Source organism: Saccharibacillus kuerlensis DSM 22868 (genome assembly GCF_000378145.1).
Taxonomy (GTDB): Bacteria; Bacillota; Bacilli; order Paenibacillales; family Paenibacillaceae; genus Saccharibacillus; species Saccharibacillus kuerlensis.
On the sequence record NZ_KB899279.1, the window covers coordinates 79,127 to 94,958 of the forward strand.

At 52.9% G+C, this 15,832-nt stretch carries 12 protein-coding genes; 1 reads left to right on the forward strand and 11 read right to left on the reverse strand.

Features of this window, described 5'->3' with window-relative positions:
• The 4 genes from groEL to F456_RS21790 form a co-directional block, all read right to left on the reverse strand.
• A partial coding sequence (gene groEL, locus F456_RS21785; protein ID WP_018975934.1) for a chaperonin GroEL occupies nt 1-1,039 on the reverse strand: 1,039 nt, incomplete at its 3' end.
• A 71-nt stretch (nt 1,040-1,110) separates the two neighbouring features.
• Complete coding sequence (gene groES, locus F456_RS0105175) at nt 1,111-1,392, reverse strand: co-chaperone GroES (protein ID WP_018975935.1); 282 nt, start codon at nt 1,390-1,392, stop codon at nt 1,111-1,113.
• A gap of 422 nt (nt 1,393-1,814) precedes the next feature.
• A complete protein-coding gene (locus tag F456_RS0105180) occupies nt 1,815-2,300 on the reverse strand; it encodes a MogA/MoaB family molybdenum cofactor biosynthesis protein (protein WP_018975936.1) in 486 nt (161 codons plus the stop codon).
• Nucleotides 2,301-2,393: 93 nt separating this feature from the next.
• Nucleotides 2,394-3,005 (reverse strand): 5-formyltetrahydrofolate cyclo-ligase, encoded by a 612-nt coding sequence (locus F456_RS21790; protein ID WP_018975937.1) that lies wholly within the window; start codon nt 3,003-3,005, stop codon nt 2,394-2,396.
• 225 nt (nt 3,006-3,230) lie between these two features.
• Here F456_RS21790 and F456_RS0105190 point away from each other — a divergent pair, with 225 nt between their 5' ends.
• Nucleotides 3,231-5,192, forward strand: coding sequence for an ABC-F family ATP-binding cassette domain-containing protein (locus F456_RS0105190; RefSeq protein ID WP_018975938.1), 1,962 nt, complete (start codon nt 3,231-3,233; stop codon nt 5,190-5,192).
• A gap of 587 nt (nt 5,193-5,779) precedes the next feature.
• Here the strand turns inward: F456_RS0105190 and tsaD are convergent.
• The 7 genes from tsaD to gltB all read right to left on the reverse strand — a co-directional run bounded on the left by tsaD (nt 5,780) and on the right by gltB (nt 15,736).
• Nucleotides 5,780-6,856, reverse strand: a complete 1,077-nt coding sequence (gene tsaD, locus F456_RS0105195; RefSeq protein WP_018975939.1) for a tRNA (adenosine(37)-N6)-threonylcarbamoyltransferase complex transferase subunit TsaD — start codon at nt 6,854-6,856, stop codon at nt 5,780-5,782.
• A 5-nt stretch (nt 6,857-6,861) separates the two neighbouring features.
• Nucleotides 6,862-7,395, reverse strand: a complete 534-nt coding sequence (gene rimI / locus F456_RS0105200) for a ribosomal protein S18-alanine N-acetyltransferase (protein WP_018975940.1) — start codon at nt 7,393-7,395, stop codon at nt 6,862-6,864.
• 158 nt (nt 7,396-7,553) lie between these two features.
• A complete protein-coding gene (gene tsaB / locus F456_RS0105205) occupies nt 7,554-8,378 on the reverse strand; it encodes a tRNA (adenosine(37)-N6)-threonylcarbamoyltransferase complex dimerization subunit type 1 TsaB (protein ID WP_040924973.1) in 825 nt (274 codons plus the stop codon).
• A 31-nt stretch (nt 8,379-8,409) separates the two neighbouring features.
• On the reverse strand, nt 8,410-8,916 hold the full coding sequence (tsaE, locus tag F456_RS0105210; RefSeq protein ID WP_051086693.1) for a tRNA (adenosine(37)-N6)-threonylcarbamoyltransferase complex ATPase subunit type 1 TsaE: 507 nt from the start codon (nt 8,914-8,916) through the stop codon (nt 8,410-8,412).
• A 340-nt stretch (nt 8,917-9,256) separates the two neighbouring features.
• Nucleotides 9,257-10,039: an ABC transporter permease gene (locus F456_RS0105215; RefSeq protein WP_018975943.1), complete on the reverse strand. Its 783-nt coding sequence runs from the start codon at nt 10,037-10,039 to the stop codon at nt 9,257-9,259.
• Nucleotides 10,032-10,994 (reverse strand): ABC transporter ATP-binding protein, encoded by a 963-nt coding sequence (locus F456_RS0105220; protein WP_018975944.1) that lies wholly within the window; start codon nt 10,992-10,994, stop codon nt 10,032-10,034. Before F456_RS0105220 ends, F456_RS0105215 begins: the two co-directional genes overlap by 8 nt.
• 149 nt (nt 10,995-11,143) lie before the next feature.
• A complete protein-coding gene (gene gltB, locus F456_RS0105225; protein WP_018975945.1) occupies nt 11,144-15,736 on the reverse strand; it encodes a glutamate synthase large subunit in 4,593 nt (1,530 codons plus the stop codon).
• Between the last annotated feature and the right edge of the window lie 96 nt (nt 15,737-15,832).

The window sequence follows — 15,832 nt, forward strand, 5'->3', positions numbered from 1 at the left end:
TTTGACCTACGCGAGCATCGATGTCGGTTTTGTCGCCAGCACCGTCAACGATTGTCGTGTTTTCTTTGGTAACGCGTACTTGACGAGCGGAACCGAGCTGTTCGATCGTGGTCGATTTCAGATCCAGACCGAGCTTCTCAGTGATGACTTGTCCGCCTGTCAGAGCTGCGATATCCTGCAGCATCGCTTCGCGACGGTCGCCGAAACCAGGAGCTTTTACAGCAACAGCGTTGAACGTACCGCGCAGTTTGTTGACAACCAGCATAGCCAGCGCTTCGCCTTCGATGTCTTCAGCAACGATAACGAGAGCTTTACCCTGCTGAACAATTTTCTCAAGCAGCGGCAGAATGTCCTGAGTGCTGCTGATTTTCTTGTCAGTGATCAGGATGTATGGGTTCTCCAGAACCGCTTCCATCTTGTCCGTGTCCGTAATCATGTAAGGGGAGATGTAGCCGCGATCGAACTGCATGCCTTCTACAACTTCCATTTCTGTTGCGAATCCGCGGGATTCTTCAACGGTAATTACGCCGTCTTTACCCACTTTTTCCATAGCTTCAGCGATCAGTTCGCCAACTTCTTCGTCAGCTGCGGAGATTGCTGCAACTTGAGCGATCGACTGTTTGTTTTCGATTGGCTTCGCGATTTTTTGCAGTTCGAGAACCGCAGCTTTTACCGCTTTGTCGATTCCTTTGCGAATAACCATTGGGTTCGCGCCAGCTGTTACGTTTTTCAGACCTTCACGAATCATCGCTTGAGCCAGAACAGTAGCAGTTGTCGTACCGTCGCCGGCTACGTCGTTTGTTTTTGTTGCAACTTCTTTAACGAGCTGGGCGCCCATGTTTTCAAAAGCGTCTTCCAGTTCGATTTCTTTTGCGATTGTTACGCCGTCGTTCGTAATCAGTGGGCTGCCGAATTTCTTCTCCAGTACCACGTTTCGTCCTTTAGGTCCGAGTGTTACTTTTACCGCGTTTGCCAGTGCATCAACGCCGCGAAGCATCGAACGGCGAGCTTCTTCGCTGAACAAAATCTCTTTAGCCATTATCGAATAACCTCCCTGGAATATAAGTTGCTTTGTTATCGTTCAAAAACGGTTATGTGTAAGGATGACAATTAAGCCAGAACGGCATGAATGTCGCTTTCTTTCATAATCAGGTATTCTTTGCCTTCGTATTTCACTTCGGTTCCGGCATATTTGGAGAACAGGACGCGGTCGCCTTCCTGAACTTCAAGTGGAGTGCGGACGCCGTCTTTCAGGGTGCCACTGCCTACAGCAACGACTTTACCTTCTTGCGGCTTCTCTTTCGAAGCATCCGGAAGCACGATGCCGAACGAAGTCGTCTCCTCCTGCTGGATCGGTTCTACGAGTACGCGTTCACCCAACGGTTTGATCATGAAAAATAGCCTCCTTGTAAAATTGGAATTTAAGTAAAGGTGTTTCTTTATTGTTAGCACTCGACAACGTCTAGTGCTAACAGCCAAGTCTTATATTACTAGTCTCTGCGCAAAATTTCAAGTCCCCTCTCACAAAAAAAGGCACCCTGTATTCAGGGTTGTCCTTCTTATGCGGCCCCTGCGCGGGGGTTGAAAGAGGTCTGCATCCGGTCCTATATACAAACCGAAAAGACCGTTCGTACGGCGAAGGTCTGCATCCTTGATGCAGTTTAAAATGAAGTTCAAATTTAAGTTTTGAACTTCATTTTAAACTTATGCTTCAAACGTATGATTAACCGATCAGAGCAGTCTCAAACAGACATACCTGCGAGTACGTCATAAATGGGGAATCCGGCTGCAGCGCATCGATACAGTCCGTCAATCTATTGTCGGTACTGTCCCGTCACCATTAACAGTGCTTCCGGCAGCTGATCCATGATAGCCGCAAGATTTTCATGCACCCCTTTTGGCGTTCCCGGAAGATTGACGATCAGCGATCTTCCGCGAATGCCGCAGATACCGCGGAACAGCATCGCTGCCCGATTTTTCTGCATGACGCTCATTCGCATAGCCTCGGCCATTCCCGGTACTTCCCGTTCGATGATTCTCTTTGTCGCTTCCGGTGTTACGTCTCGGTTGGCCAGTTCCGTGCCCCCGGTTGTCAGCACCAGATCCGCCTGGAAATAATCGGTCATTTCAATCAGCGCCGCAACAATTTCGTCCGACTCGTCGGGCACGATCCGGTACTCGATAATTTCGCCGCCTACTTCTTCCTCCACCAGCTCCCGGATCACCTGCGCGCTCGTATCCTCCCGCTCGCCTCGTGCTCCCTTATCGCTGGCTGTCAAGATTGCCACTTTCCACAGCATGAGGTCACCTCTTCTCATCCATCGCTCTTCTTGCTCCCTGCCCGGTCATTGCTTTTTCATCTATATCGCTTTAAGAGGCCGATGCCGCCTACTCTATGCCCGGCCTGTCATATTCATCATACCGGCCGGTACAATAAGAAGCTCCAGCCGAAAATCGTGCGGTTCCATCGGCACTTCCTCTACGGTCTGCTCATCGAAAGCGAGCGCCCACAGTCCAGGCTGCGCGCCGGCGGCCTCAAACCGATGGATCAGCCGGTCGTAAAATCCGCCTCCATAGCCGATCCGGCCGCCTTTACGGTCAAAAGCCAATCCCGGCACCAGCACGACATCGATCTCGCCGAGCGAATTCTCCGGCCATTCGGGCAGCCCATCCTTCGGTTCGGGAACCCCCCAGCTTCCGGGTGCTTCGTCTTCCGGCTGTTCCATTCGGAGCAGCCGCAGCCGGCGGTTTCCCTTCTCGATCTTCGGCGCCAGTACGACGTCTCCGGACCGGTGGCATTCCGCCAGCAAAGGCCGCGCATTTAATTCGCTCCGGTAGGACAAATAACCGAGCACGACCAGAGGAGAGCCTTTGCGCTCGCGCAGCGCTGCAAGACGTTCTGCCGCCATCCTGCACACAGCAGCTTCAGCCTCCAAACGCAGCGTTTCGGGCAGCTCCGCCCTAATCTGCTCCATACGGCGCCGAAGCAGCGCCTTATCCGCCAAAGGTTCGATGCCGTTCCCCTCCCGAATTCTCTGCTGTTCTCTTTTTTATTCTCACATGCTCAAGTTTATCATTGTTTTGTGCAAATAACCACCGCTCCGGGGGGTCTCGCGGGCCTCCTGTGGCTTTTTCTCGAAAAATCGTTCACCGCTTTTGGTTTTTCGTACGCATTTAATGTAGAATGTAAACACAAAAGACCAATTTATAAGCACGGAGGACTTGGAATTATGCTGCTGCAGGCAACCGGAATTACGAAAAGATACGGCGTACAGAGCATTCTGGACGGCATTACATTTCAGATCTTGGAGCGCGAACGGATTGGCCTCGTTGGCGTTAACGGCGCAGGCAAATCGACGCTGCTAAAGATTCTCGCAGGCGAAATGTCCCACGATGAAGGCCAAATTTTCAAAAACAAAGAAACAACGATCGGCTATCTGGCTCAGAACAGCGGGCTGCAGTCGGAACGAACGATCCAGGAAGAAATGTTGGACGTATTCGCCGATCTGCTGGAAGCCGAACGAGAAATCCGCGAGATGGAACTCAAGATTACAGAAGGCGCTTCCCAAGATGAGAACGATAAAGAATATCAGGATCTGCTGAATCGTTATGCGACGCGTTCCGACTGGTTCCGCGATCACGGCGGTTACGAGATCGGGACAAAGATTCGCAGCGTCCTGCATGGCATGGGCTTCGGCGAATTCGATTCGTCCACGGTCGTATCCACGCTCAGCGGCGGACAGCGAACGCGTCTTGCACTGGCCAAAATGCTGCTTCAAGCGCCCGATCTGCTCATGCTTGACGAACCGACGAACCATCTGGACATCGAAACGTTGACCTGGCTCGAAGATTATTTGCGCAGTTACGAAGGCGGACTTCTGATCGTCTCTCACGACCGGTACTTCCTCGACAAAACGGTAACAGCCATTGTTGAGATCGAACGTCACCGGGCACGCCGCTATACGGGCAATTACAGCCGGTACACGGAGCTCAAAGCCGCCGAGTACGAAGCCGACTTGAAGCAGTACGAGAAGCAGCAGGGCGAAATTGCGAAAATGGAAACTTTTATTCAGCAAAACATCGTCCGCGCTTCGACTACCAAGAGAGCTCAAAGCCGCCGGAAAGCGCTTGAGAAAATGGATCGGATAGACCGGCCCGCAGGCGATCTCAAACGCGCCAACTTTTCTTTCCAGGCCGCTTATACTTCGGGCAAAGACGTTCTGCGGGTAGAGGACCTCTCCGCTTCTTATGACGGTAAGGACCCCCTATTCAAAAATGCGTCGTTTGCACTCAGCCGCGGCGAAACCGTCGCCCTGATCGGCCCTAACGGCGTTGGCAAATCGACTATGCTCAAAGCACTGATCGGACGGCTCAAGCCGGATCAAGGACGTATTACCTGGGGAACCAAAGTACAGCTCGGCTACTACGATCAGGAGCAGGACACGCTGAACCCGCAAAACACGGTATTGGAAGAACTGTGGGGCACCTATCCACATATGGAAGAAGCTCGTATTCGATCCGTACTCGGAAACTTCCTGTTCAGCGGCGAGGACGTTCTGAAAAGAATCTCGGCACTCAGCGGCGGAGAAAAAGCACGCGTTTCGCTTGCCAAGCTGATGCTGCTTGAAGCGAATACACTCGTACTTGACGAGCCGACGAACCATTTGGATCTGTACAGCAAAGAAGTGCTTGAATCCGCATTACTCGACTTCGACGGCACGCTGATGTTTATCTCGCACGACCGTTATTTCTTGAACAAAATGGCCGAACGTGTCATCGAGCTCAGCTCAGACGGCGTTACCGGTTACCTGGGCAACTATGATGACTATGTGGAGAAAAAGCAGGAGCTTGAAGAAATCGCGCGCGAAGCAGCACTGCTCGGAGGCAATAAAACAAAACCGTCAGCCGCAGCCCAGGCGGATTCCGTAGAAGAATCAAAGAACACCCAAGCCTCATTCGAAGAAAGCAAGCAGGCCAAACGGGAAGAACGAATTCGTCAGCGCCGCATGGAACAGCTTGAAGCAACAATTGCTGAACTGGAAAGTGCCGTGGCGGCACTTGAACTGGAGCTTACACTTCCGGAAATTTACGAAGATTACATGGCTATTCAAGAACGGCAGACTGCGATCGATACGAACAAAACGCAGCTTGCCCAAGCATACGAAGAATGGGAGCTATTAGCGGCAGAATAATTTTTTGTCAAGACGCTTTTTCAACTATCCCTGTTATCCACTGATTTATCCACAAATCTACATTCAAACATGCTTGCTAACCGACCTTCCAGGTCGGTTTTTTGCTTATCAAATCGCCTTTTTTCACACGGAACCAATTTTATCCACTTTGTTATACACATTATCCACAGATTTCAGGATGTTCACGTGAAAAACATATCCCCTTTTGCAAGAAATAGAAAGCGGGCATTTGGCGCGGACTTGAAGCGGTTACTCACAGTTTGTAGGGGATATGTGGATAAGATTATTCAGGGATTGACAACCACAGGTAAAATGTGTGTTAAGCGGTTTTCGGGAAATGGTTCTCCTTTTACTTGGTTTTTACATGAAAAGCGTATTTCTCTGTAAAAGGGCTCTGCATAATGGCTTTGTATAATGGCTCTGTACAATGCCTCTGCGCTATGGGTCAGGACCATGGCTTGGCATCGCACGATGGGGTACAAAAAAAGCGAATTAGCTTCCCATTACAGAAAAAAGAGTCTCTTCCAAGTAGGAAGAGACTCTTCTATTTTCTTTGCAGACCGAAGACCGCTAACAGCCGAACCCTTCTACTGCTCCTTCGATCTTCCGACCGACCAGTTTTCCAGAGACATTCCGGGTTCACCTTTGATATAGAGATCGCTGACCTCGCCATGCATCCATTTGATGTAAGCGGCCGCCCCGATCATTGCGGCATTATCCGTACAGTATTTCATTGGCGGTATAGACAGTGTAATCCCTTCTGCCTCGCAGCGAGCCGTCAGCTCGCTGCGCAGACCGCCGTTGGCTGCGACTCCGCCGCACAGCAGAAGCTGCTTGGCTCCGAATTGCCGCATGGCACGAACCGCCTTACCGACCAGCACTTCCACAACGGATTCCTGGAACCCGCGCGCAATGCCGCCCGCATCGATCTCCTCGCCTTTCATCCGGCTCTGATTGACCAGATTCAGCACCGCCGATTTCAATCCACTGAGACTAAAATCGTACGATCCTTCCTCCAGCCAGACACGCGGCAGCGGAACGGCCGAATTGGCAGCCTGCGCCGCTTTGTCGACATGAGGTCCGCCCGGATACGGGAATCCCAGCGAACGGGCGACTTTGTCGTACGCTTCGCCGACCGCATCGTCCCGAGTCTGCCCCACCACTTCAAATCGCCCTTCGCTCTCCATTCGCACAATTTCGGTATGTCCGCCGGAGACAACAAGCGCGATAGCCGGATACTGGATCTCTCCGATCAACTGATTCGCATAAATATGCCCCGCGATATGATGCGTTCCAATCAGCGGTTTGTCGAGCGAGAAGGCCAGCGCTTTGGCCGCCATAATGCCGACCAATAGCGCGCCGACAAGACCCGGTCCTTCCGTGACGGCAATTGCCGTCAATTGTTCCGGTGCGATTCCCGATTCCGCGATCGCCTGCTCCATCAGCAGCGTAATGCATTCCACATGCTGGCGCGAAGCGACTTCGGGAACGACGCCGCCAAAAGCTTTATGCGTTTCAATCTGGCTGGCAACCAGATTGACAAGCACTTCACGTCCGTCTTTGACAACTGCAACCGACGTTTCGTCGCAGCTCGTCTCTACCGCCAGAATATAAACGCTTTTCCCGCCTGTGTCCTCTATTTGTTTCTCTGCTGCAGTACTCATTCCTTTTACACGCTTCCTTCCATATTTCCGGCCGTTCGCGGACGATCAGGATTTTTCAGATCCACCCACATAATCATGGCGTCTTCATTGTTGTCAGAGTAATACCCTTTGCGGATTCCTACTTCCCTAAACCCCATTTTCTGATACAGGTTCCGGGCGACGCCGTTGCTGACGCGAACTTCAAGTGTAGCTCGTTCAAGTCCCAGCGACTCCGCGATATCCAGCAGCTCGCTAAGCAATCTCTCGCCCAGCTTGCGGCCGCGATAAGCGGTGCGTACAGCAATATTCGTAATATGCGCTTCGTCAATGACGGTCCACATTCCGGCGTAACCTGCCGGCTGCCCGTCCACTTCCATAATGATGTAACGGGCAAAATGATTCAGTGTCATCTCGCTGCGGAATGCCTGCTCCGTCCACGGAAGTGAAAAAGACTCGTGCTCAATTACCATTACGTCAGGAATATCTTCAAGCCGCATGACGCGAAATTTCAAATTCGGTTCGTCCGACGACTGCGCCTGTTCAAGGTCTCGATGCTGCATTTCGTGCGGCCCCTTTCCTGTATGATTCACAATCAAGGTCCGGGATCTTTCCGCGGACCACGACAACCCACACTTTTTCGGGTCATTCCGCCTGTTCTGTATGATCAAGCCATCGCTGCTTTGTCACTATTGTCTTTGCTTGTTCGCTTCAATCTCCGTTAAGGCTTGCGCAGTAGGTTGGCTTCTGCTTCGGTGACCTGCGTATAGTTCGGCAGCAGTCCGTGGGCTTCGATATTTTCGCCCGAAGCAAGCTTTTCCGCTCCGATTAAGCCAATCCAGCGCCCTGCAGCCGAGCAATTTTCTAATCGTATGCTATCGTCCGGCAGTCCAGCCAACTGTGCAATGGTGAGCACCGTCTCGGCGTGCTTGTCCGTCTCGCCCGTAAAGAGCACATAATCCGGACGTTCAGACGCCGAAAGCTCCTTCAGTCTGTCCGCAATGTGTGCCGTCCATTCGCTTACGAGCAAAATAGCATCCTCGGTCAGACGTTCCAGCCGCGGCATTTCCAAAGCTTGATCCGGAGCTTGATCCGGTTCAGTAGGATTTTCTTGCGGAGCTGATGCTTCGAACAGGGCCGTGTACGCTTGGCCGCGCCGAGCATCGACCAGCGGTATGATCCAAGTCCGTCCCTTCAGACAAGAGGCTTCGAAGCCGGAAGCCGCTTGTGCCTCCAGACTCGATACCGCCGCTACCGGCAGCTTCAGCGCCCAAGCCAGCGTTTTTGCCGTCGTTACAGCAATACGAACGCCGGTATACGACCCCGGCCCAATGCCTACGGCAATACCAGCCAATTCCCGTTTATTCGTACCCGACTCGCTAAGCGCACGCTCAATCTCCGGCAGAAGATTGACCGAATGATTGCGCTCGGCAAGATTGTTGCTTTCATATAATACGCGGCCTTCGTCCAATACGGCTACCGCCTGCGCGGCACTCGACGTATCTAGCGCCAAAATCCGGCTCAACGGCCGATCATTTTTTTCCATCTGCAAGTTCCCCATCCTTATTCGATTCTCTCTACTCCGATTCCTCTTCGCCGCGAACTTCTTTCGGCTCCGGAAGTTCTTTGACCCATTTCACATAGGGCGCGCCGACACCTTCGCAATGAATGATTCGTCCTTCTCCGCCCGTATGTTCCATGCGAAGATTCAGCCGATTTTCCGGCAGCAGATCCGGGATAATTGACGCCCATTCGACGAGCGACACCCCTTGACCTTCAAAATATTCATCCAACCCAAGATCCTCCGCTTCATCCTGTGTAATCCGGTAGACGTCCATATGATAGAGAGGCAGTCTGCCTTCGTATTCCTTGATCAAAGTAAACGTCGGGCTGTTGACTACACCTTTGACGCCCAATGCAGCCGCAAACCCTTGCGAAAACTTTGTCTTGCCCGCACCCAGATCGCCGTCAAGTGCAATGACCGTTCCAGCCTGCGCCAGTCCTGCGAAATATCCGGCCAATTCTGCCGTATCCGCTTCCCCGCTCGAAATCCATTTTTTGCTGCTTGTTTCGTATGCACCCACGCTTCGTTTCACCTTCGCTTCCTGCTCGGCACAGTGCCCATATCGGCAGGCCGGTTTGATGATCTCTCCATTATAACGCAAATGGATCGCCGCGGGCACTCCCTGTCCTTAGCTTCCTCCTTAAGCCGAAAAATCCGCTCCTGCTTCGCATAAGCGGACAGGAGCGGATTTTTCAGTATAATTCAGGCTTTTGAGAAAAATCTATTTGTTCGGCTCTAACTTATACTTTCTTAACATATTGACTGACTACCTGCTCTTTCTTACATTGCTCTTTCTCGCACTGCTCTTTCTTTATTGCTCTGCCGCTTTTGCTGCTCTTACTTACTGTCAATTCGATATTTTACGCTGCTACATCCCGTTTTCGGAATACCCAGAAAGTCAGCGCAAGGAAAATAACATAATAAACGGCCAGCACAGCCAGCGAAAAGCCAATTGTCGTTACGCCGTAATTCCCGGTCTCCGAAGAGATATACTGACTCAAATCGAGATTCGCAAACAGCAAATAACGACCGATCTCGTATCTCTCCGGACTGATCAGCAGCGTGACCAGATCACCTATAAACAGCAAAATGATAGTCAGCGCGACTGCCAGAGAATTGCTGCGGAAAACGACAGAGAACATAAAGGCCATTGTGAAATAAATCAGACAATCGACCAGCCGATACAGCAGCGACCACCAGAAATAATCGCCCAAACTTCCTGTCAACTGCCCGATCATATCATTTGCCGCCGATTCGGTATCAAACAGCAGACTTGACATTAACAGTCCAAGACCGGCAAAGAGCGCATACACGGCTAACATGAACAGCAGCACGGAAATATACTTGGACAGCAGAATTTTGCTGCGGCTCCACGGCCGAATCAGAAGCAGTTTGATTGTCCCCCGAGAAAATTCCCCGGCTGCCGAATCGGCAGCTACCGCGATTGTGAATACAGTCGGCAGAAACGAAAACAGCAGCAGCGTATTCATTGCGCTCCACAGACCAATACCTTCACTGACAAAATGAATCAGTACCGGCATCAGCAGAGCGATCAGTGCAAGAACACCGAGCATCACCCAAGTTCGCATACGCGCGTAAATTTTAATGTTTTCATTATGGATCAATCCGAAAAAATTAGACAATATGTCCGCCTCCCGTCATCTCCAGGAATTGATCCTCCAACGAGCGGGTCAGCGTACGGATGCCATATACGGCAATGCCGGCCTGTACCAATCGCATATTGATTTCCGCAATCCCCTGCCGATTGGTCCGCACGACCAGTCGGCCGTCGCGAATTATGCCGATTTCTTCGCCGAGCAGCACAAGCGCTTCTTCAACCCGGTCGACGTCAAATGCCGTTTCCACAGTCGTGTCGGCATCTGCTTCGCTATGCAGCTCTCGGACGTCGATCAGCCTACCTGCTTGAATAATCGCTACCGTATCACACATCAATTCCATCTCACTAAGCAGGTGGCTGGAGACGAATACGGTCGTTCCTTCGCTGCGGGTCAGTTCGCGCAGATAGTCCCGCAGCTCGCGGATGCCCTGCGGATCGAGACCATTGGTCGGTTCGTCGAGAATGAGCAGTTTTGGCCGGTGCAGAATGGCCTGCGCAACACCAAGCCGCTGACGCATGCCGAGCGAGTAAGTCGAGACTTTGTCGTGAATGCGATGCTCCAATCCTGTAAAACGTATGACCTCGCCGATCCGCTCCTTGGGCACGTCCGAACGCATGCGTGCGTACTGCAGCAGATTTTGATACCCGCTGAGGTAACCGTACATTTCCGGATTTTCCACAATCGCTCCTACCTGCGAGATCGCCTGTTCAAATTGACCGGTAATGCTGTGTCCGCAGATTATGATATCTCCGGCGCTAGGTGCCATTAATCCGGTCATCATGCGGATGGTTGTCGTTTTGCCCGAGCCGTTCGGTCCGAGAAAGCCGTATACCTGCCCCGGCGGCACGTCAAGCGTCAGTCCTTCGATAATCGTTTTGCGGCCGATTCGTTTGACGACATTGTCGAAGCGGACAACAGGTTCGCCAACCGTTTTTCCGCTTCCTCCTGGAATCGGAATTTTGTCACTGATGATTTCCATTATGTTCCCTCCCAACTAAAAACTTCATTTCTTAATGTAACACAAAGGCATCTTCAGCTGGCTTCTGTATGCAAAAAGCCCGCCTGCTTCTCCTATGGAGAAACAGACGGACTTTGAAATGATGCATTTATTGCATGAAGTTCAAGCTATCAACCACCGGTACGCGCCAATTCGCGCATATTGGCTTCGAATGCGGCCAGCAGAGCGGCATCTCCGCTCAAACCCGTCGATTCTGCTTTCTCGATCTGTTCCAGCATCCGCTTGTAGTCCTTTGGAATAACCCGGACGAAGCGACCTGAAGTCTGCTCCCAACCGTCAAGGATCAGCTTGGCTACGCCGCTGCCTGTCAGCTCGGCATGTCGTTCGATCATACCACGGACTTCGTCCTTCTCCGCTTCGTTCTCCAGCGGCTCCAACAGGACCATCTCCAGGTTGCAGCGGCTGACAAAGTCTCCCGCTCCGTCGTAGACGTAAGCGACGCCGCCAGACATACCGGCTGCAAAGTTACGGCCTGTCTCGCCCAGTACGACGACACGTCCACCCGTCATGTACTCACAGCCGTGATCGCCCGTGCCTTCGACAACGACTTTGACGCCGGAGTTACGAACCGCGAAGCGTTCACCGGCAATACCGCTGATATAGGCTTCGCCGCCGGTTGCGCCGTAGAACGCCGTATTACCGATAATGATATTTTCTTCAGACTTGAACGTCGCTTTCGGGTCCGGCTTAACAATAATTTTGCCGCCGGACAGCCCTTTGCCGACATAGTCGTTGGAATCGCCCGTCACTTCGAGCGTCATACCTTTCGGCACGAATGCACCCAAGCTCTGACCGGCCGAACCGTTAAAGCGCAGCACGATCGTATCTTCCGGCAGGCCTTCCGCGCCGTACCGGCGTGTCACTTCGCTGCCGAGAATCGTACCCGTTGCGCGATCTACGTTCGTGATCTTGAACGAGGCTTCGACTTTCTCGCCGCGCTCCAGCGCCGGAGCAGCGGCTGTCAGCAGCTCGCGCATATCAAGCGTGTGCTCCAAGCCGTGATTCTGAGTCTGCGAACGGAACGGCGTACTGCCTTCCGGAAGGCTCGGCACATGCAGCAGAGGCGTCAAGTCCAGACCTTTCTTCTTCCAATGATGCGAAGCGTCCACTGCATCGAGGCAGTCGGTGCGTCCGACCATTTCCTGAACGGTACGGAAGCCAAGTTCCGCCATAATCTCGCGCAGATCTTCCGCTACGAATCTCATGAAGTTAACGACATGCTCCGGATCGCCCGTGAAGTTCTTGCGCAGTTCCGGGTTCTGCGTCGCTACGCCTACGGGACAGGTGTCCAGCTGGCAGACTCTCATCATGATGCAGCCGACCGCTACGAGCGGAGCTGTGGAGAAACCATATTCTTCAGCTCCCAGCAGCGCGGCTACGGCAAGGTCGCGGCCCGACAGCATCTTGCCGTCTGTTTCCAGGACGACGCGGTCGCGAAGATTATTGAGGATCAGCGTCTGATGCGTCTCGGCCAGACCCAGTTCCCACGGCATGCCCGCATGACGGATGGAACCCTGCGGAGAAGCGCCTGTGCCGCCGTCGTATCCGCTGACAAGGATAATGTCGGCCCGGCCTTTGGCAACCCCTGCCGCAATTGTACCCACGCCTACTTCGGAGACCAGCTTGACGTTGATGTCCGCGCGCGGGTTCGCATTTTTAAGGTCATAGATCAGTTCCGCCAAATCCTCGATCGAGTAAATATCGTGGTGCGGCGGTGGCGAGATCAGACCTACGCCTGGTGTAGAACCGCGAACTTCCGCGACCCAAGGATAGACTTTCCGGCCCGGCAGCTGTCCGCCTTCGCCCGGCTTCGCGCCTTGAGCCATCTTGATCTGAATCTCGTCAGCGTTAACCAGGTAATTCGATGTAACGCCGAAACGTCCCGACGCTACCTGTTTGATCGCGCTGCGGCGAGAATCGCCGTTAGCTTCCGGTACAAAGCGTGCTGGATCTTCGCCGCCTTCTCCCGTGTTGCTCTTGCCGCCGACACGGTTCATACCGATTGCCAGCGCCTCATGCGCTTCCTTACTGATCGAACCGAACGACATGGCGCCTGTCTTGAAGCGCCGCATGATGTTCTCTACCGGTTCGACTTCTTCCAGCGGCACCGATTCACCCGCCGGCTTGAGGTTGAGCAGCGCACGCAGAGTCAGATGCTGCTTCGACTCGCCTTCAACGAGACGCGCGTATTTTTTATAGGTTTCGTAATCACCTGTACGCACCGCCTGCTGGAGCAGGTGGATGGTCTGCGGATTGAACAAATGCTGTTCACCGTCGCTGCGCCACTGATACTCGCCGCCGGAGTCCAGAACTTTGTCGATGCCTTCTTTGTCCGAAAACGCCCGATTATGCTGCAGCAGCGTATCGAATGCAATTTCTTCCAGACCAATACCGCCAATACGCGAAGGCGTCCAGGTGAAGTAACGATCTACAAATTCAGGCTTCAAGCCGACCGCTTCGAAGATCTGCGCGCCGCGATAAGACTGGATGGTGGAGATGCCCATTTTGGATAGAATCTTCACAACACCCTTGGTCGTTCCCTTGATATAGTTCTTGACGGCTTTCTCATGCGTAATGCCTCTCAGCATATTCTGCGCGATCATGTCTTTCAGCGTCTCGAACGCCAAGTACGGATTCACGGCACTGATGCCATAACCGAGCAGCAGCGCATAATGATGAACATCACGCGGTTCGCCCGATTCAAGCAGCAGCGTAACTTTGGTACGGCTTCCTTTGCGGATCAAATGGTGATGCATGGTCGATACGGCCAGCAGCGCCGGAATGGCGGCATTTTCACGATCCACGCCTTTGTCGGACAGAATCAGAATGTTATGCCCCTTCTCGATCACACGGTCCGCAGCCGCACACATAGCATCCAGCGCATCGCGCAGTCCTTCGGCACCTCGCACGGCTTCGAAGAATATTGGAATCGTCATCGCACGGAAGCCCGGACGGTGACGGTGTACATGACGGATCTTCGCGAAGTCTTCATTTGACAGAACCGGTGTGTCCAGCGCAATCATCCGACAGCTTTCCGGTTCCGGCATCAGCAGATTGCGTTCCGCACCTATCGCTGTCGAAGCCGACGTTACAATCTCTTCGCGAATCGCATCGATCGGCGGGTTGGTTACCTGTGCGAACATCTGCTTGAAGTAATTGTACAGACGCTGAGGCTTATCCGACAGCACCGCAAGCGGCGCGTCATAACCCATCGAGCCTGTCGCTTCAATACCGGTAGAAGCCATAGGCTCCAGAACTTTGCGCAGCTCTTCGAATGTATAGCCGAACGACAGCTGCAGCTGGGTAACATTCTCGTGCTTGGGAGCCGGCGGTTCCTGGGCATCCGGAAGCTCGTCGAGGTTGATCATATGCTCGTCCAACCATTCGCGGTATGGCTGTTCCGACGAGATCTGCGCTTTCACTTCTTCATCGGAAATGATCCGGCCTTCCTTCGTGTCGATCAGCAGCATACGTCCCGGACGCAGGCGGTCTTTGTACAAAATGTTTTCCGGAGCCACTTCGAGTACGCCCGCTTCGGAGGACAGAATAATCTCGTCGTCCTTCGTCACGTAATAACGTGCCGGACGCAGGCCGTTACGGTCAAGAATGGCGCCGATCTGCACACCGTCAGTAAATGCCATTGCAGCCGGTCCGTCCCATGGTTCCATCAAACAGCTGTGGTATTCGTAAAATGCTTTTTTCGTATCGTCCATCGTCTCGTGCTTGCTCCAAGGCTCAGGGACCATCATCATTGCCACATGCGGCAGCGAACGTCCGCTCAAGTACAAGAATTCGAACGTGTTGTCGAACATCGCCGTATCGGAGCCGTCGGGATTAATGACTGGTTTCACTTTATCAAGATCTGGGCCGAACACTTCGCTTTCGAACAGTGTCTGACGCGCGTGCATCCAGTTCACGTTGCCGCGCATGGTGTTGATTTCGCCATTATGGATCATAAAGCGGTACGGGTGCGCGCGGTCCCAGCTCGGGAATGTGTTCGTGCTGAAACGGGAATGGATCAGCGCGATGGCCGAAGTCAACTTTTCGTCGCGGAGATCCGGATAGAACAGACCTACCTGCGCAGTTGTCAGCATGCCTTTGTACACGATCTTGCGGCTCGACAAGCTCGGAATATAGAACGTTTCGGCGCCTTCGATTTCGGCATAGCGGATCGACATTTCGGCCAGGCGGCGAATCACATAAAGCTTGCGTTCAAAGGCCAGATCGTCGTTTCCGTTTACTTCTCCACGACCGATAAAAATTTGTCGTACGCAAGGTTTTGCCGCTTTAGCGGAATAACCCAGCGTACTGTCGTCGGTCGGCACAGTGCGGAAACCTAGCAGCTTCTGCCCTTCAGCTTGAACGATCTCGCCGAGCATATACTCATGACGGGCACGAACCTTATCGTCCGTAGATAGGAACAGCATCCCGACGCCGTATTCTCCTGCGGCCGGAAGCTCGAATCCCAGATCCTGCGATGCAAAAAATTCGTGTGGAACCTGCAGCATGATGCCCGCTCCGTCGCCGGAGTTCGGTTCAGCGCCTTGACCGCCACGGTGTTCCATGTTCTCAAGCATCGTCAGCGCGCGGCCGACAATATCATGCGCAGGTACTCCTTTGATATTGGCGATAAAGCCCATACCGCAGGCATCTTTTTCAAACTGCGGATCGTAAAGACCCTGTTTCGGAGGCAATCCAGTCATTTCATCAAACAACCTTTCTATAATGAAATTCGTTCATCCCGACAAGAGATAGGGTGCTCGCGTACGGCAGGCCACCGAAAAGCCTCGTATATAAGA